Annotated in this window: 16 protein-coding genes; 7 read left to right on the top strand and 9 right to left on the bottom strand. The window is 55.3% G+C overall.

What is annotated here, in order from left to right:
* Positions 1 to 18: 18 nt before the first annotated feature.
* The 6 genes from MTP16_RS24890 to MTP16_RS24865 are packed head-to-tail and all read right to left on the bottom strand — an operon-like array spanning position 19 to position 5,664.
* Positions 19 to 2,511, bottom strand: a complete 2,493-nt coding sequence (locus MTP16_RS24890; RefSeq protein WP_243520871.1) for a TraG family conjugative transposon ATPase — start codon at positions 2,509 to 2,511, stop codon at positions 19 to 21.
* A 27-nt stretch (positions 2,512 to 2,538) separates the two neighbouring features.
* The gene (locus tag MTP16_RS24885) at positions 2,539 to 2,871 is read right to left on the bottom strand and encodes a DUF4133 domain-containing protein (protein WP_138082090.1); all 333 of its coding nucleotides are present in this window, start codon (positions 2,869 to 2,871) and stop codon (positions 2,539 to 2,541) included.
* 9 nt (positions 2,872 to 2,880) lie between these two features.
* Entirely contained in the window at positions 2,881 to 3,192 is a 312-nt protein-coding gene (locus MTP16_RS24880; protein WP_138082088.1) for a DUF4134 domain-containing protein, read from the bottom strand.
* A gap of 47 nt (positions 3,193 to 3,239) precedes the next feature.
* Positions 3,240 to 4,127 (bottom strand): hypothetical protein, encoded by an 888-nt coding sequence (locus MTP16_RS24875; RefSeq protein ID WP_243520869.1) that lies wholly within the window; start codon positions 4,125 to 4,127, stop codon positions 3,240 to 3,242.
* A gap of 27 nt (positions 4,128 to 4,154) precedes the next feature.
* On the bottom strand, positions 4,155 to 4,817 hold the full coding sequence (locus MTP16_RS25970; protein ID WP_262922688.1) for a hypothetical protein: 663 nt from the start codon (positions 4,815 to 4,817) through the stop codon (positions 4,155 to 4,157).
* 40 nt (positions 4,818 to 4,857) lie between these two features.
* Positions 4,858 to 5,664, bottom strand: coding sequence for a ParA family protein (locus MTP16_RS24865; RefSeq protein WP_138082082.1), 807 nt, complete (start codon positions 5,662 to 5,664; stop codon positions 4,858 to 4,860).
* A gap of 746 nt (positions 5,665 to 6,410) precedes the next feature.
* Here MTP16_RS24865 and MTP16_RS24860 point away from each other — a divergent pair.
* The 6 genes from MTP16_RS24860 to MTP16_RS24835 all read left to right on the top strand — a co-directional run bounded on the left by MTP16_RS24860 (position 6,411) and on the right by MTP16_RS24835 (position 13,864).
* A complete protein-coding gene (locus MTP16_RS24860; protein WP_243520867.1) occupies positions 6,411 to 6,731 on the top strand; it encodes a plasmid mobilization protein in 321 nt (106 codons plus the stop codon).
* Complete coding sequence (locus tag MTP16_RS24855) at positions 6,728 to 7,561, top strand: relaxase/mobilization nuclease domain-containing protein (RefSeq protein WP_262922687.1); 834 nt, start codon at positions 6,728 to 6,730, stop codon at positions 7,559 to 7,561. Before MTP16_RS24860 ends, MTP16_RS24855 begins: the two co-directional genes overlap by 4 nt.
* A 42-nt stretch (positions 7,562 to 7,603) precedes the next feature.
* On the top strand, positions 7,604 to 9,610 hold the full coding sequence (mobC, locus tag MTP16_RS24850; protein ID WP_243520865.1) for a conjugal transfer protein MobC: 2,007 nt from the start codon (positions 7,604 to 7,606) through the stop codon (positions 9,608 to 9,610).
* 170 nt (positions 9,611 to 9,780) lie between these two features.
* Positions 9,781 to 10,041, top strand: a complete 261-nt coding sequence (locus MTP16_RS24845) for a hypothetical protein (protein ID WP_243520864.1) — start codon at positions 9,781 to 9,783, stop codon at positions 10,039 to 10,041.
* Positions 10,042 to 10,148: 107 nt separating this feature from the next.
* Positions 10,149 to 12,383 carry a DUF3945 domain-containing protein gene (locus MTP16_RS24840; RefSeq protein WP_243520862.1) on the top strand — a complete coding sequence of 745 codons (2,235 nt, stop codon included), beginning with the start codon at positions 10,149 to 10,151 and terminating at the stop codon, positions 12,381 to 12,383.
* A 101-nt stretch (positions 12,384 to 12,484) separates the two neighbouring features.
* Positions 12,485 to 13,864 (top strand): toprim domain-containing protein, encoded by a 1,380-nt coding sequence (locus tag MTP16_RS24835; protein ID WP_243520859.1) that lies wholly within the window; start codon positions 12,485 to 12,487, stop codon positions 13,862 to 13,864.
* Between the two features lie 43 nt (positions 13,865 to 13,907).
* Here the strand turns inward: MTP16_RS24835 and MTP16_RS24830 are convergent, their stop codons facing one another.
* The 3 genes from MTP16_RS24830 to MTP16_RS24820 all read right to left on the bottom strand — a co-directional run bounded on the left by MTP16_RS24830 (position 13,908) and on the right by MTP16_RS24820 (position 16,344).
* Entirely contained in the window at positions 13,908 to 14,696 is a 789-nt protein-coding gene (locus tag MTP16_RS24830) for a trypsin-like serine peptidase (protein ID WP_243520857.1), read from the bottom strand.
* Between the two features lie 319 nt (positions 14,697 to 15,015).
* Complete coding sequence (locus tag MTP16_RS24825) at positions 15,016 to 15,327, bottom strand: hypothetical protein (RefSeq protein WP_243520855.1); 312 nt, start codon at positions 15,325 to 15,327, stop codon at positions 15,016 to 15,018.
* 114 nt (positions 15,328 to 15,441) lie between these two features.
* Positions 15,442 to 16,344 carry an Abi family protein gene (locus MTP16_RS24820; protein WP_243520853.1) on the bottom strand — a complete coding sequence of 301 codons (903 nt, stop codon included), beginning with the start codon at positions 16,342 to 16,344 and terminating at the stop codon, positions 15,442 to 15,444.
* Positions 16,345 to 17,007: 663 nt separating this feature from the next.
* On the opposite strand from MTP16_RS24820, the gene MTP16_RS24815 reads away from it, so the two are divergent.
* Positions 17,008 to 17,283 carry a hypothetical protein gene (locus MTP16_RS24815; RefSeq protein ID WP_243520851.1) on the top strand — a complete coding sequence of 92 codons (276 nt, stop codon included), beginning with the start codon at positions 17,008 to 17,010 and terminating at the stop codon, positions 17,281 to 17,283.
* The last annotated feature ends 15 nt before the right edge of the window (positions 17,284 to 17,298 follow it).

Here is a 17,298-nt window from a genome sequence, read left to right as displayed (position 1 = left end):
CTTTTGTTGAAGTGAGACTTACGCCCGGCCTTCGCGGAGGTCGGCGGCAAACAACTTGATGGCCGTGGGCATGTCCCCGGTCTGTTTGAACTTCTCGAAAAGCTTCACCTTTTCGGTTTCCTCGGTGGTGTAGGTCACGTATTCCTCCTTCGACACCTCGATGGCGTAGACCTTCGATACGACCCCGCCCAGGCTGATGAATACCTCGGTGTAGCGGCCCCGCGTAGACTTGTTGTCCCGGTTGATGCTCAGCACCAGGTCCTTTTCCTTGGGCGTCAGGGAGAGCAGCGCCTGTATCTCATCGAAGCGGTTGATGAACTTGCGCTGGTCGAGCAGAATCTTGCAGTCCGAGTTGTTGATGATGGCATCCTTGACAATCTCGTTGCCGATGATGTCATCTATCTCCTGGGTGACCACGATGGCTTCCCCAAAGAACTTCCGCACCGTTTTGAACAGATACTTGATGTAGGCGGCCATACCCGGCGTGGTGAGGGCCTTCCAGGCTTCCTCAATCAGAATCATCTTGCGGATGCCTTTCAACTTCCGCATCTTGGAAATGAAGGTTTCCATGATGATGAGCGTGACCACCGGGAACAGGATGGGGTGGTCCTTGATGTTGTCCAGCTCGAAAACGATGAAAGGCGCGTTCACCAAATCCAGCTCCTTTTCCGAGTTGAGCAGGTAGTCGTACTCTCCGCCCCGGTAATAAGGCTTCAGGACATAGATGAAGTTGTCGATGTCGAAATCTTTCTCCCGGACCTTGTCTTCTTCCAGCAGCTTGCGATAAGGGCCTTTCACGTACTCGTAAAACGAGTTGAAGCTAGGCTTAACAGCCGGGTTGGCTTCCAGCATCACGTAGTAGGTGCTCACGGCCGTAGAGAGCGAGACGTACTCCGACTGGCTCACGCTTTCGTCGTCTTTCTTCCAAAGCGCCTGCAGCAGCGTTTTGATGGATTCCTTTTTCTCGACGTCGAGCTTGCCGGAAATCAGGAAGGGGTTGAAGGCGATGGGGTCATCTTCCTCATAGGTGAAGTATACGCCGCCCACCAACTCACATAGCCCTTTGTAGGAGTTGCCGGTATCGACCAGCAGGACGTGCGCGCCCTGCTCGTAATACTGGCGTACCATGTGGTTGGTGAAAAACGACTTGCCCGAGCCCGAGGGGCCGAGCACAAACTTGTTGCGGTTGAAGATGATTTGCTTCTTCATCGGCTCATCCGAGATATCGACCAGCACCGGTTTGCCGGTGAGGCGGTCGGAGAGCTTGATGCCCTTCGTGGCGCCCGTGGAGCGGTAGTTGGTCTCGCTGGCCCAGAAGCAAACAGCCTGCTCGATGAAGGTGTAAAAGGTCTCTTCCGAGGGGAAGTCGCCGGCGTTGCCCGGGATGCCGCCCCAATAGAGCGCGGCAATGTCCACGGTGTTTTGCCGCGGCTTGCAGTTCATGGCGTTGAAGGCGGCGTTCACCAGCTTGCGAACCTCCGTCAGCTGGTCCTCATTCTGGCCCCAGGTGAGCACGTTGCAGTGCACCCGCGCCGGGCGGCGCTTGGTCGCAATCAACTCGTTGAGGAAGGAGTTGTAGTACTCGAAGTTGATGGCGTTTTGCCGCGAGTAGAGCGAGAGCGAGTTGAGCCGGTCCTTCTTCTGCTCAAACATCTTCACGGTCTTGGCCGTGTTATCCAGGAACACATACTGGTTCAGGATGTGGTTGGCCCCCAGCAGTAGCCCCAGAGGCGCGGCAAAGCTGATGGGAAAGTCCGATTGTTCGGTGCTGTATTGCTCGTAGCGAATATCCGTTTCTACGCCAATGGGTAAATCATCCAAGTTAGCGACCGAGAACATGTTGCATATCTCCGCGCCCACCTTCAGCCCTTCGGTCAGGTCCAGGTCTACTTGTACGGCCTGGTCGGACAGGTCCAGCGCCAGGTACTTTTCCAGCAGCCCCGCCGCCTGCTCGGTGCCGGCTAGCTCGTCGGACGTGAGCCGATGCGACTTGATGTAGGGCGCATTGGTTGGCCCCACTCCTTCCAGGGTCCGCACGAATTGACCTACGCTGTCAAAGAAAGCCTCCAGCTCCTTCGGGTCCAGCATTTCCTTGGGCACGATGTTGCGCCGGGCCAGCAGACCCGAGGCACTTCCCCAATCCGGACGCTCCGAAGCGCACTTGGTGATGTAGATGTAGCAAAAGTGGTTGAGGAAGGGCCGCTCGTTGAAATGGCGCTCGTAGGACGCCGAGAGCAACGTTCTTTCCGCCTCGAAGCCTGGTGCGTATTTGTCTTCCACGTACCAGTCCTGCTTGTGCACTACGGAGTGGTCCGGCAACAGGCGCACGGCCTTGACAAAGGCCGACTGCAGCTGCGCGTAATCTTCCCGCGAGAGGGTGAAGATTTCGGGCAGGTCCAGCCGAAAGGCTACCGTAACATCGGCGTTCTTCGAGATGAGGCAGTCCTTTTCAACCTTGTAGATGGGCTGCTTGGATTCCAGGGAAACGGAAGGCAGAACTTTGTTGCTCATGCGGTAGAGAGTAACCAAAACCGGGCGCTATGCGCGCCCGGTCCGGTCCTCGTTGAGATGTTGGAATAAGCGACTCTGCCGGTTCGTAATGAACTTGGGCGATGAGCGCCGAGCACTGGCTTTCATCAGGCCGTGCTCCCCATACTTGCGGTTGAGGGCAAATACCCCAGCCCACATTCCCCCGCCCACGGCGAAGGTTACCAGCATCGTAATCACTAGCGGAACGCCGGCCAGGTACATGGCCACGAACAGAACGAACGTCAGGCCGATGCCAGCCACCAGGAAGTAGATGTTGCTTCCCACCAGCCCCTTGAATTCGACGGGCTTGTTAATGCCCCGGTTTAGGTCATAGGCAGGCATAGCCCAGGGCTACAGGAAGAACGAGCGGATGACCGTAGCCACGATAACCAGGAAAATCATCGAGCCAAACCACGACACGGCCGTTTTCTGCGTGTCCTGGTCGCCCGAGTTCCACTTGCTGTACACCTTTATGGCCCCTACCAGGCCCAGTACCGCGCCAATGGCATACATCAGATTGGTTAGCGGCTCAAAGTAGCTTGTTACTTGCGTCGTAGCATCTTGGATGCCAGCCGTGCCGTTGCCGCCCTGACCATACATTACGTGGGTAGCCAGTAATAGTATGGCGGTAGAAAGGGTGCGAACAGTGCGTTGGTTTTTCATAGAAGATGGAAAGGAAGATGGTGTTGGTAGGAAGGGAAAAGGAAGCGCTACGATTCGTCTTCTCCGAACAGGGCATTCAATTCCTGATTGCTTGCTGAAACCTTGTCTGCAATTAGCGTAGCCAGGGAAGTTTCATTCAATGCAACTGGTCCAGCTGGCCGGTTGCCAGCTCGCGCCTGAGCGATGAAGTCCACCACTGAAGTAGCCGAAAAGAGCTGTTCAGCAGCAGGTAATACATCGGCGGTTGAACCGATGGGTTCCTGAAACTCATAGAGCAAGTCTCCAGTGGTTGAAGAGCCATGCTCATAAGCTGTCTCGGCCTCTACGTGACTGAAGGTACTGATGGTTTCAATATCGACTATTTCGTTATTGTTTTTTTCAATAACGCCTTCCTCCTCCCCATTGGTTTCCTCGACCGGCATCTGAGCGGCTAGTTGCCGTGCCCGGGCTGCCAGTTCGGTATCTACCTCGTCCAGTTCCTCTGTGCGCTGCTCGTCGTATTCGGCGGCTGTGTCGGTTTCTGTTTCCGCTCCACCAGCTGAATCCATTGGCACCGCGGCGGACTCACCATCATCCAGGCCGGTAGCTGCTGCCGTAGAATCCGGCAGCGACCCGGTTACTTCCGCTACCTCCTGGCCATCAGGCAGGTTTGAAGCAGCGCCGTCCTCTACTTCCGGGGTTTCTACGTCGGCTTTCGATTCCGTTGCGGTAGGGGTAGCTACAACAAAGGCTGACTGAGTACGGACCAGCGAAGGAGGAACTGAGGCTGCAGAGGCAGCCCCCACCCCGGCGAGTTGTGCCCCTCCCCTACCCTTCCGGGTTAAGAAATCTGTCAATTCTTGCCGGTAATACAGGAAGCCGACCACCAAGTAGTAGAGGGTGACCACTACCAGGACAAAAAGGGCAAAGTCACCCCAGGTATACTGATTAAGCATTTTGGAAAGGAAATGAAAGGTTGGGTTTTACTTTTTGGCCTGGCGTTGTCGCAGCTGCTTCGCGATGGCCTTTTGTATCTGTTGGTCGTTTTTGTCGATGAAGTGCTCGATGATGTTATGCACGATATCGGGCGCGGATGCCCCATTGCCTACGATGGTGCCCAGCAGGAGGAGATATTGGTAATGGGCATCTGTCAGCCGCATGGTAAATACCTTTTTGTCGGCTGAGGGCTTGAAAAGCGACGCCAACTCCACTGCCCCCACCTCTACGGTAGTCACTGAGTCAGGTATAGCCCCTGGCGACGGTTCTACGGCCGAGTCGTTGTCTTTAGTTGCGGCAGCCGCCGCTGGTGCGGGTGCTTTCGGTTCAGGTTCGGGTGTTGGCACCGGCGCCGGCGTCAAAGCCGTGGGTTCCGGCGCAGGGACTTCCGGCGCAGGGCTAGTCGCCGGCTCAGAGGCAGCCGGAACTGCGGCTTCAGGGGTCGGTGCCACCGAAACATTTTCTCCCTTTTGTTCCTGATTATCCGAGGTGGGTGCCGGCGTGGGTGATGCCTGCTGGCCACTCTCCGACCCTGCTGGTGCTGCTGCAGGTCCCGCGTTGGTGAGGTGATTTGTGGTTTCGGCTAAGCTGAGCATTTGAGAAAGCGCGGCTTTCTTCTCCTCGTCGCTTTTTGGTTTAGGTTTGGCCATGGGTCTGTAGGGCTTTTAGAGGGTGTGCGTGCACTAGGTGTTAAAGCGAATCATCCGAAGCCGCGGCCTCGACTGCATTGATAGCCGGCATCTCAATGGCTTTGCCGGAGGGTGTTGTTTTACCAGGCCCCAGGACGATATAGAGGATTTCCATTATCAGCTTGCCCAGACCCAGCTTTTCCAGTTCACGCTCAGGAAGCGCGAAGAGCGTCGAACGCTTCTCTTTGTAGCCAATCAGCAGTTCTACCCGGCTTTGCAGCAAGGGCAAGCCCTTTTCCTTGAAAAAGCTCTCTATGTTGTCGTAAGTGGCTTTTTTCTCCGCTTTTACATAGCGATTCCAGAAGGCGTAGTACCCGAGTAGGTTGGATTCGTCGGGGTCTGGTTGAGCTGACTTTAGGAAGCTCGCCAAAACCTGCATGTAGCCCACCGTAGATGCTACGGTGCCTTGGTCGGCTTCCATCGGCAGGAAAATGTACTGCACCATGCGAAGCAATTCGGGCAGGCCGGTGATGTTGATAGTACCAGGTGTATCTACCAAAATGAAATCGAAGCCCTGCTTTTCCAGGGCCTCAATGGAATCTACCGCCTTTTCCACGCTCGATATGCTGACCGGGTAGGGAGTGATTCCCTGATTGAGCAGTCGGTTACTGAACGACTCGTCCGTCTTGATTTTCTGTAACTCGTTGTTGCGGTATACCTGGACAGTGTTTTGGGGATAGTCACAGTCCAAAACAGCCACCTTGTAGCCATAGACATAGGCCAGGGCTGAGGCAACGTGTACGCCGATGGTGGACTTGCCCGCACCCCCTTTTTGGGTGGCAAAGGCAATTACTATTGGTTCGCTCATGGGTCAGTTTTTTAGTTAGGGGATAAACAAAGATAGACGGAACTACGAAACCTCAAAGCCTCATAGCCTCAAAGAAACTTTGAGGTTGCGCCCCATAATATCAAGGCCTCATAGCCTCTCGTTATCACAGCCTCTTAGCCTCAAAGTATCATAGACTCAAAAAATCTTTGGGTCATAGGCTCAGGGCCTCAAAACATCACAGCCTCTAAGCCTCAAAGTACCGCGGCCTCAAATAGCCAAAACCCCAAAGCTCATTCGCCTCAAGGCCTCAAAGTATCAAGTGTGGCTCGTGGTTTTTAGTACGGGTATCAACCAGTGTAGATTCAGCCTCAAAGCCTCGCGTTATCACAGCGTCATAGCCTCAAAGTATCATAGCCTCACAGCCTCAAAAAACCACTGCCTATAGCACTCACCTTTCATCCAAGTAGCATAGCCCTTCCCTCCTAATCAGAAGCCTAATTGAGATTGGTGGATGAGCCTCATAGCCTCAAAGTATCAAAGCGTCAAAGCCTCATTCTAGCTTAGTCCTAGCCTCGTTCTGGAATCGTTCAACGCCCCCGTTCTTTTAGCTCGTTCTTTCGTCCAGCAAGCCATGCCATTGTATATACAAACTTCGTTTGCATCATACAATGGCACCGCCAGGTTCGCAGGCTCACTTGGCTTGGCTTGCTAAAGCAGACGACCTAAAAAGTAGCCTTAAAACTGAATTTGCCGTACTTAGGCTCAACTAGTCTACAAAACAGAGAATGACTGTCGATAACGCGACCGAAGCAAAGGAACCCGCCCGCGACAAGATGATACCCGTTCGCGTTTCGGAGGATGAGAAAAAGGCTATTGAATTGAAGGCTGGTCAGGCCGGATACAAAAGCGTATCCGCATACCTGCGGGACTTGGGCCAGGGCACCGAGATAAGAGAGAAGCTTCCATTGGAAGTAAGGCGTCAGCTTGTCGGGATTGGAAACAACCTAAATCAGATTGCCCGGATGGCTCATTCCGGCAAGCCGTTTCACAGCCACGAAGCCCAGCTAAAGCAGGCCCTGTCTACAATCCTTGGCTTCCTGGCATGATAGCAAAGACAGTTACTGGCAGCGACTTTGAAGGAGCCCTGACCTACGGTGCCGGCTTGCGAAAAGGCAAAGCAAAAGAGCCGGGTGAAGTACAGCCCTTATACATTTCAAACCTGGTGGGAGCCACACCGCAGCTCATGGCCCAGCAGATGCAAAGCGTAGCTTCCGAGAGCAGGCGCATACAGAAACCAGTGTGGCATACCGTGCTCTCATGGAAGGCAGGAGAGGTGGTAACCGAAGCGCAAAAGGTTGCGGCCGTGAAGCGGTATTGTGAGCTGATGGGCGCTCCCGTGGCGCGGCACCAGGTAGTCGTTTATGAGCACAAGGATAAGCAGCATGCCCACGTCCACATCTACCTGAACCGGGTTCCCCTCGATGGAGGCCCCGCCCTGCGCACGAGCAACAACTTCTACCGGCAGCCAGCTATCACGAAGCAGATAAGCGAAGAACTCGGGATGCAGCCGCTACCGGAGCGCCGGCAGAGCATCAAGGACGTGGACCCGAGTAAGGAGTTAGCGCGGGAGGCCATCCGGGAGGCCGTGCAGCGCCTGTTGACTGAGCAGGGTAGGGGAGGGGAGTCGTGGTTCCAGGAACAGCTCCGGCGGCAGCAGATAGCCGTACGCTACACCCACGACAAAGGGGGAGTACTACGCGGGGTGAGCTTTGAACTGAACGGAGTAGCCGTAAAGGGCCAGGAAGTCGGCTTTAAAGGGGCCGAGCTGCGCGAGGCATTCCAAGCCGCTCCAACCCCGGCCCAGGTGCAGCAGCAAGTAGCCCCCGTGCCCAGGCAGCCCATCCCAGAACCGAAAAAACGGGGCCCACGCCTCTAAACTGTATTTTTCTACCTATCAACCTACACCCATTACCCAGCAATGGAAGATGAAAAAGGACTAAAGAAGATAATGGAGTTCATGCGCCTACTCGCCATTGCGCTCCTGGTTGTGAACATCTACTACTTCTGTTTCGGCTACTTCAAGTCTATGGGATGGAGCCATAAAGTCATTGAGACGATAATGGGCAACTTCACCCGGAACACCTTTCTGTTCAAGGCTAGCTGGATAAGCAAGGCAATGGCAGCGGTCTTTCTGCTGCTGAGCTGCCTTGGCACCAAGGGGCGTGCTGATGAAAAGCTGCAAGGCAAGACGATTCTAGGCTATGCCGTGATAGGCGTTGCGCTGCTGTTTGGGTCCGATGTGGTACGCTCTATGAGCATGAGCCCAGGGCTGGCTACCATCATCTACGTGGCGGCCGTCAGCGGCGGGTTTCTGCTGCTGTTGAGCGCTGGGGCCTGGCTGAGCCGGTTGTTTAATAACAACCTGATGAAAGACATTTTCAATAAGGACAACGAGAGCTTCCCGCAGGAGGAACGCCTGATGGAAAATGAGTACTCGGTGAACCTGCGCACCACTTACCAGCTGCGCGGAAAGATGCATAAGGGCTGGCTAAACGTGGTAAATCCCTTCCGGGCCACGATGGTGCTCGGCACCCCGGGCAGCGGCAAGAGCTTCGCGGTCATCAACGAGTTCATCCGCCAGCACCTGGCTAAGGGCTTCTGCATGTACATCTACGACTACAAGTTTGACGACCTGAGCCGCATCTGCTACAATGAGCTACTGAAGCACCAGGACAAGTTCGATAAGCCGGTGGGCTTCTACGTTATCAATTTCGATAACCCGCGCAAAAGCCACCGCTGCAATCCGCTGCTGCCGGAGATGATGACGGACATTGTAGACGCCTACGAAAGCGCCTCGACCATCATGCTCAACCTTAACAAAAGCTGGATAAGCAAGCAGGGGGACTTCTTTGTGGAGAGCCCGATAAACTTTGTGGCCGCTATCATCTGGTTTCTGCGCCTGTTTGAGAAGGGCAAGTACTGCACCTTCCCCCACGTGATTGAGTTCCTGAGCCGCGACTACGAGGAGATTTTCCCGGTGCTGGCTTCATACCCCGAGATTGAAAACCTGGTCAAGCCCTTCGTGTCGGCGTTCCAGAAGGACGCGATTGAGCAGCTGGAAGGCCAGATTGCCAGCGCCCGGATTCCACTAGGCCGACTGGCCAGCCCGCAGCTGTATTGGGTTATGTCGGGCAATGATTTCACGCTCGACATCAACAGCAACGAGGAACCCAAGGTGCTTTGTGTAGGTAACAACCCCGAGCGGCAGGCCATCTATGGGGCCGCGTTGGGGCTCTACAATGCCCGCCTCGTGAAGCTGGTCAACAAGAAGGGCATGCGCAAATCCTCCATCATCATTGACGAGCTGCCAACCATCTACTTCAAAGGTCTCGACAATCTCATTGCTACGGCTCGTAGTAACAAGGTGAGTACCTGCCTGGGCTTTCAGGACTTCTCCCAGCTTGAGCGCGACTACGGCCAGAAGGAGGCCGAAGTAATTAAGAACACGGTAGGCAACGTTTTCAGTGGCCAGGTGTCCGGTAATAGTGGCAAGTGGCTGAGCGAACGGTTCGGCAAAATCCTGCAGCAGCGCCAGAGCCTGAGCATCAACATGCGCGAGACAAGCACCAGCTTATCCACGCAGATGGACAGCATGATTCCGCCCAGCACCATTGCCAACCTGACCCAAGGTAATTTCGTGGGCGCCGTAGCGGATAACTTCGGGGAGGAAATCGACCAGAAGGTATTTCACGCCAAGATTCAGGTGGACGTGAAAGCCGTGACGGCCGAGGCCAAAAACTACCAGCCCATCCCGGACATTACCAGCTTCATTAACCCGGCCACCGGGGAGGATGAAGCCGAAGAAATGATAAAGGCTAACTTTAATCGGATTAAAACCGATGTGAAGGAGCTTTGCCAGCGGGAGCTAATCAGGATTGGGAATGACCCGAACTTGCAGCACCTCATCAAGAAAAAGAACGAATAACAATGACAAAGGATAAGACCAGTGGCCCTACGGAGCACCCTATGACGGCGCGGGTCGGTAAGCGACTGGTCGCAATCCGGGAGGAGCTAGGCCGGTTCCAGGGGGAACACGCCTGGAGCCAGGCGCGGGTAGCTCAACGGACCGGCCTAACCCAAAACATCATTCATCGGATGGAAAACGGCAAGGGCGGGCAGATTGAGAACTGGCTGAAAGTGATGGCCCTCTATGAAAAGGAGGGCTATAACCTGAACTGGATACTGAGCGAGAATAACAGCCTTGTCAGTAAGCTTCAGCTTACGGAGGCGACCCAGGATGCCGGGGCGTGTGTTCGGGCTGAGCTGCTCAAGAAGCTCGACCAGTACAACGAGGTGCACATTCGGGAGCTAGCCGAGTTGCGGGCACTGCTGCTAAATGGCAAGCTTAATTGGTGAGGTCAATAAGGTAACCCATTTTCAATAATGGAGTAAATCCGTAGGTAGGGGCCGAGCAGGCTCCTGCCTTTTTTATTGGAAAATCCTCCCACCAAATTCCTTTCTTAATGGCAGAACAAGCAGAAAATCCGACGCCGGCCCCTACGTCGCTTAGCATTCGCTACGTGAGTTCGGTGCCTACCAGCAACGGCAACATCAGCGGTCAGGACGTAACCGACCAGGCCGAGCACTATTCCTTGTATCAGCTTCAAATCAACCCCGACAATCCCAACCAGGCCGCGCTTCTCCCGGCCCCCGGTGCCGATGGAAAGCTGGCTGCCAGCTTCAACGACGTGCTGGCTCCGGCTTATCAGATAAACGGACTGCCCAAACCCGGCCAGGAGTTTATCAAGGTAGACAAGCCGACGATGGTTGAGTTGATTGAGGGCAACTGGAAAATCATCGACATGGGCAAGCTCAGGTTCAGTGACACGCCGGTGCCAGCACTGAACGTATTTGGTGAGGCAGCGCCCCAGGCCCGCGAGCAGGCCGCGCAGGCGGTCGAGACTGAAGGACTAGCCAGGGAGGTTACCAGCACCCCAGGCGCTACTCGCACCGAAGCTGCCGCGGATTTGGACATGGTAGCCAACCAAGCCGAACAAGGACCGGACGCCGGAAAGGCCGCTTACGCTGACGAGCTGCGCGACAAGAGCCAGGCGCTACCTAGTGAGAGCACTGCGGACCAGCAGCCCGCCGCCGAGCAGCAGCTCACATCCATTGCCGCAGCAGTCCCAGGAGCCACAGACGCACCCACGGTAGACCCGGTAGGGGAGGTGCAAATTCAGTGGAAGCAGAAAGGCGACGAAGTTGCCCCGCTGATGGAAATGCGCGCTTACCTCGACCAACTAAAAGATGCCGGAGTTGCCGTCGGCGCTATGAAGATGGAACGTGGGGAAGATGGGAAGCTGACCGGCAGCTTCGGCGTGAGTTATGACCCGGAATCCAACAAGCTGGCCCAGCTCGAAGGGATTTTGCAAGGTTTCAAACAGGTGGGCAACGGCCTGGAAGTGGTTGAAAAGCCAGCACAGGCCGCCGCTCGTCGTCAGGAAGTCGGCTACGACGACGACTACGAACCTACGCGCAGCAAGCAGGTAAAAGAAGCCTTTGGTGCGAAGCAGTGGGACGCGCTGAGCGCCAACCTGGCCGACGTGCCGAAAACGGCACTCACTGTGCCGGAGCAGGTGCAGCAGAGCGCCGGAGAGAAGCGCGTAGAGCAGTTGGCCGAGCAGCAGGGCAAGACCAAGGAGCAGGTGCTGAAGGAAGGGAAAAGCATCTTTGATATCGACACCAGCGGCAACCCCGCATCTGCCTTTCTAAAGAACTTCTATCAGCACTTGACCGGGAACCCCAAAACCCGCCAGACTCTGGAAGTTGACTATGATAAGACCCGTCAGGAGTTGCAGGCTCGCTTATTGAAAAGAGCTGGCTCCGCGCAGCTGGACCAGGGCGACGAGCAGGTTAAGCAGGCCCCCCAGGGCCAAGTGCTCCCCGGCCCCGGAGCGCCGGCAGTGGCCGCCGCGTCAGCTGCAGTACCAGGTGCCGAAGCTGCTCCCGAGCAACTGACCCCGGCCAAAGCCCCGGCACAGTTTCAGGCATCCGACGTGCCGCAAAAAGTACTGGCTTCGCTTGGCCTGAGCGCCGCTGACCTTAAGCAGAACGGCCAGCTGCAAAAGCTGCTGAATGGCCAGAAAACCGACTTGCTGCCCATGCAGGTTGCCGGCAAGGACGGGGAGGAAGCCGTGAAGTTTGAGGGCAAGATGGTGCTGCACCGTGAGGCCGATGGTACGGCCACCCTCAAACTGGAACTGCCCCAGGAAAAGCTCGTGATACCGAACGAGATTGGCGGCCAGCCCTTCACGCCGGAGCAGCGCCAGAAGCTCGAAACGGAAGGGAACGCCGGCCTCATTCGCGGCCTCAAAGACGAGAAAGGCCAAGAGTACAACGGCTATGTAGCGGTGGATAAGTCCATGAACAAAGTTGTCATTCTGCCGGAGAACAAGGTTACTTTGCACGAAACCATCGCCGGCGTAAAGCTGACTCCTGAACAGAGCCACGACCTGAAGGAAGGCAAAGCGGTTGACCTGGCCAACATGGCCAGTGGCGACGGTGGTAGAAAGTTTGATGGGACCGTGCAGGTAAACGCAGCAAAAGCGTGTATCGAGATTCGGCCCGCCGCGCATGAGTTGCAGCAGCGCCAAGCTCCCCGCGTCGAGCAGACGGCGAAGGGGGCCCGCCCAGCGGTTGCCGTGGAAACGGCCAAGGTGGAAGCGCCGAAATTAACGAAGCGCGCCCCGCGCCTCTAATGAGCCGGCCCCGGCAGGCCGTTTGAACCTCGTAGAAGCCCGGAAATCCTTTTTCGGGCTTCTATCATTTTAACTTACCCTCCCCACCTAACGACCCCTGCATGGACCACGCCCTGACTTTCCAGAAGATAAAGGAGCAAGTAGAACTCCCCGAACTGCTGACCCACTTCGGCTACAACCTTAAAAAAGGGGAGGACTTAGGCAAAGGCAAGTGGCATGTTTTCGAGGGAGATGATACGCTCGTCGTGTTCAAGGGGCGCGGGAACGATTGGATGTACTTCAACAGCCACGACGACCGCGACAAGGGAAGCGTCATCGACTGGATGAAAAACCGGGTGAACTCCGGCCGCATCGTCGGCATCGAGCAGCAGCCGGGTCGCAACGTGTGGCAAACCGTGAACGACCACTTCCGGGCTTACCTGAACTTGCCCGAGGACCAGCGTCCTAAGCTGGAATTGCCTCCCATCAGCGAGACTGCGCCCGGTGAGAAGTTCCAAAGCATCTACACCAAGGACTGCCGGCCGCTGGAAAATACCACCTACCTGGAAAGCCGGGGTATTACCAAAAGCACGATAGAAACCCCGCAGTTCGCTGGCCGCATCCTTAACCAGTTCCATACCGTGCAGAAGGAGGGGATGCCGGCCAAGACTTTTGTGAATACTGCCTTCCCAGCATACCATGAAGGGCGCGTAGTGGGCCTGGAGCTAAAAGGGGAGGGCTATAAGGGCCAGGCCCCGGAAAGCGAGTTTTCCCGCTCTTTGTGGCTAAGTAAGCTACCCGAGGGCCGGCCTGCTGCTCACATGGTAGTGGCAGAATCGGCACTCGATGCGCTTTCCTACGCGCAGATGCACCCTGGCGAAAAGGCCCTGTATGCGTCCACAGCCGGCGTACTTACTCAAAACAAGATTTTTGAGATGAAGCGCTTGCTCAACGAGGAACGCATCTGTACAGTCAAGGCCGCTTTTGATAACGATACCCAGGGCCACCACTACGACACGCGCCTACTCGCGGGCTTTGCAAGTGAGCAAAATCCGATGAAAGTTGTTCGGGAGCATAAGCATCTGCTAACCGTCGAAGTCACGGCCATCAACCCGGCCGGGGTGCAGGCGCTGACGAATCACCTCAAGGCGTACAATGACCAGACCGCCCGCCAGTACGGCCAGCAGAGCGGCGAAACGAACACGCAAGCCGTCAGTCAGACCCTGCGCGACGAGCTGATTAGCTCGACCAAGCTAGGACCTCATACCTACCAGTTCCACGTTCCCATGAACCGCGAGGCGTTGGGGGCCTTCAATCAGGGCATGACGCAGAGTCTGACTTTCGACCATAAGATTGAAATCGTCAAGTCGCGGGGCAAGGATTGGAACCAGGACCTGAAGGAGAGCCAGATGCAGCAGGTGGTAAAGCGAGAGCTGGGCTCGGTGCAGCATAAACCCGAGCCGCCTGCCCAGGAAGCACGGAGGCGCGGTCCTAAGCTTTGATATGTAAAAGCAAGCAGTGGAACAGGTAGGAATACGCTTAACCTTATTGCCCTGTTTTTAGCAAGGCCGCCTTATACGCCTCGTAGAACTTACTCCAACTGGCCACACCGGTGGTCTCATCCCCTGGCGAATATGGTTTCTCCTCCGCCCCATCGGTGTGGACTCCAACTAGGGTAATGACCCCACCCTGGACTTGAAAGAGCGGGCTACCGCTTGCACCAACCTTTGATTTCGCTGTGCTATACCACACCCGGGTGGGTGGGGCAGTCGGTGCCTCAACTCGCTCCTGTGCCAAGGCCCACTTGCCCGGGCCAAAGGCCTGATAGGTGAGTATCCCCATTGGGTAGCCCAGCGAGTACAGGGTATCGGTTAACACGGGCAGTTTATCGGCTACCGTGACTGCCGTTAAGCCTGCACGCAAGGGCTGCATCATCGCATCACTCAATTTGATGAATGCATAATCGTACTTCGCCCGGGCATTTCGGTGACGCCGGCCCTGCAGGTAAATAAAGTCGGCGTTTGTTACCGTGTTGCGGTTGATGTAGTCTGCCGGCAGGTTCAGGCGTTCGACCTTGGCACCCGGCACAGAGTCACGCAAGGTTATTTCCAATCTTGTCACATTCCCGCCTAACCAGCGAAGATTATGCGCACAAGTCACTAGGACGCCGTTGTCTAAGATAAACGCTGTTGCTGAGGCCCATTTAAGACCCTTTTTGAAGTAAATACTGGCCACGTTCTGCTGCAACTTTTGCTGAGGGGATTGTGCAGAAGCCAGATGAGCTTGGCTCAGGGCGAGGATGTGAATACATCCGGTCAACAGGAAACGGCGCATCAGATAGGCGGATAAGGTGGTCGCGCAAATGTAGGCCGTCAATGTGAGGGTGCTGTAGAATGCGCGCTATTTGCAGCGCGTCTCTCTCGCTTGGTGCACGAGAACCTTAACATGCTGGACCGCTAGGATTTCACCCTGCCTGACCGCATTGTAGTTTGGGAGCTTCATCCGCTGTGCAGCCCGACAAACAGGGAAGAGCACCTAGCCGAAATGCATTAGCGGTGTTTTCTGTTCCTGTTCTCGCGCTACCCCTAGAAAGGAGCCTTTACGGATAGTCTGGCAACTAGCGTAAAGGCTCCCATCAGCAATGGCAACTAGGCTAACTGGCTGCTCCGCCACCGTCCAATGTTTCTGTGAACTCTTCGTCGGTGGTTGAGGCGTTGCCGCCATCGATGGTTTCTGTGAATTCTTCGTCGGTGGTAGAAGTGCTGCCACCATCAACGGTTTCGGCGAAATCCTCGTCACGAGTAGCAGCGTTACCACCGTTGATGGTGCCTGCGAAATCCTCGTCACGAGTGGAAGCGTTGCCACCGTCGATGGTACCGCTGAAGTCTTCGTCACGCGTAGAGGCAGACCCGCCATTAATAGTTCCGCTGAAGCGATTGTCTTGGTTGGGATTTTGGGGTTCCATGTGTAGGAATGGGTTAATGAGAAGCCCAAGTTACTACTTAGAATTGCTAATAGATACAGGTTTTACCAGGCCAGTGCCTCACAAAATGTCCGTGTTTTGCATCACCGTTTTACCTTATTCGTGATGCCAAACCGCAGCGGTTTGCCAAGCTGGCGGGAATCCCATAAGCGTCGCGTCCACCCCATGGAGCTGAATCAATGCCTCGACCTGGCGGGCAAAAGTGTTGTTCGGATTGAAGGACTTCAGCAGCCGGTGCATGAGCGCCACGACGCCGTACATATTCGTGTTGGCATCATCGGGCATGGGCACCGCGAACTTGTAGGCCTTGCGCGAAGGCATGTGCGGGCGCAACGCGGACATGTTTCGGTTCCAGAGTCGGGAGTGGTGCGCGCACACATTGCGCACATTGGTTAACCAAACAAACCAAGTCTCCAGCGAGGAAGCAGCTACGCGGAAATCCGAGGCGATTTGCAATTTTATCGGGTCGGTGGTGAGCGCCTTGTACAAGCGGGCCAGCTCACCCAGCGACAAAGTTTCTAACGCCATCTGCGACGGCGGAAGCGGCTCCCCAGGGTAATTGTTTTTAAACGCCCTCAGAAACTGGTCTTTGGGTAGCTTAAAGTCTTCCTGAATGCCATAGAGGATAGCGGCTGCCGTCGATTTATCGCTGAATAAGGAAGCATCGGCGTACCAAAAGAAGCCGTGGACCGCGCTATAAGAGTTAGTCAATTTGGCTCGCAAGGCTACTTCAATGCGTTCCATATACTCCATAACGATAGCACGCAGTCGCTTATCGAATTTGTACATGGACACAACATCATCGAAGCTTATGCCTGCCACAAAGTGGTGCAACTTGCCGGGCACCTGCAAGGGGTACATGTAGCCGCTAAGGCGGTAGTACCCGATGCTCTCCAAGTACTTAATGGCCCGGGCATGGTCCGGAATCAGCAGGCCCCGGCTCAGGAGTAGCTGGATGAGCGCCGCGCTTGTTTGTGGCTGCTTCGTGTAGTAGTTCATGCAGCGAGAGGCGGCAGTTGTCAAACGTTAAGAAACAGCAACGCCCCTAGCAATTAAGCCAGAGGCGCCGTGATGTCGGTAAAAATAGCTTCGCAGATGCGCTTGAATCAGTGGCGTGCGAAGGATTAATGACCCAAATGTACGAAATAATTTTTAAAATTCTCCTTGGGAAAGGGTTGTTTCCACATGATAGTGCTATGGCGGTATCAAAAACACTGTTTTTAGTGAACAAATGCGCTATTTATTGTGGTGCGTTCCAACCGTCAGGCTACCCCAAGACCTATTAAATGGGCGGATGGCCGGGCTGTCCAGGGCTGCGCTGCGCTCCGGTCCTGACGGACAGCTCCCGCTGGTCGCTCCCTTCCCATCCCTACCGCGAACCAAAGGAATAACCGCCCTGCAATACTGCTGGTGCTACGCCGCGCTACGCGCCTGCAGTATTGCTTATGCCCCGGGGTGGTAGCAGCAGCAGGTAAATAGCTACTCGACCCTGGCCGGGTGCTACCTATCATCAATTGCAAAGGAGAACAAGAGGGAAAAATACCAAAAGCATGCCAATTTATTGCCAAAATAATAAGATTATTATTGCTTAAAAGGCAACATTAAGCAAGGCTTTTGCGTTTAAATACTATAAGTAACAAGCAAACAAACAGGCTATTATTCATGGAAACGACCGTCGCCGCCCCCGTTCTTTCTTCCGGATATATGCTCATGGTGTCATCGGCCCGCCGCAACCTTCGGCAAGTCCTGAACCACCCCGCATTTACCAAGGAGCGCCGCCAGAAAGCCGAGGTCCTGATTAGCACTAGCACCGACGCGGCCCAACTGATGAAGTGGAAAGCCCTGGCCATTGCCGAAAGCGAAGCATGGGAAGATGCAAAGCTGAAAGCAGAGCAGGAGCAGCCCGGGCCGCCTGCCCATCCTGAGTACAACTATTAACCCGCAACCTCACCC

This window comes from Hymenobacter monticola, assembly GCF_022811645.1.
GTDB lineage: Bacteria > Bacteroidota > Bacteroidia > Cytophagales > Hymenobacteraceae > Hymenobacter > Hymenobacter monticola.
The sequence above is the reverse complement of the archived record's forward strand: the minus strand, read 5'-3'. Positions and strand labels throughout refer to the sequence as shown.